Source organism: Salinicola socius, from assembly GCF_001937195.1.
GTDB classification, from domain to species: Bacteria; Pseudomonadota; Gammaproteobacteria; order Pseudomonadales; family Halomonadaceae; genus Salinicola; species Salinicola socius.
This window is the reverse complement of sequence record NZ_MSDO01000139.1, coordinates 1-276: the sequence shown is the minus strand read 5'-3', so window position 1 is coordinate 276 and position 276 is coordinate 1. Positions and strand designations below refer to the sequence as shown.

1 tRNA gene is annotated in these 276 nt (G+C 54.7%); it reads right to left on the bottom strand.

Annotation, left to right across the window (positions count from 1 at the left end):
• Positions 1 to 123: 123 nt before the first annotated feature.
• A tRNA-Lys gene (locus tag BTW07_RS19250) sits at positions 124 to 199 on the bottom strand.
• Positions 200 to 276 lie beyond the last annotated feature (77 nt).

Here is a 276-nt window from a genome sequence, read left to right as displayed (position 1 = left end):
TCGGGTTTGCCGTGCCTACCTGTCATTGTTCCAAATGACGCACTTATCAGAAGGTACGGTAATCGGCGGTGTTAGCGTCACGATTGCGCGTAAAATCGCGCTGTGGCGTGGAATCGGCGGGTCTGGTGGGTCGTGTAGGATTCGAACCTACGACCAATTGGTTAAAAGCCAACTGCTCTACCAACTGAGCTAACGACCCCTTCCGACTGGGCGCACATATTACTCATAACCATCGGAGCAGGCAAGCGTTTTTTCCCGCCCCGAGGCGGCTGTCAC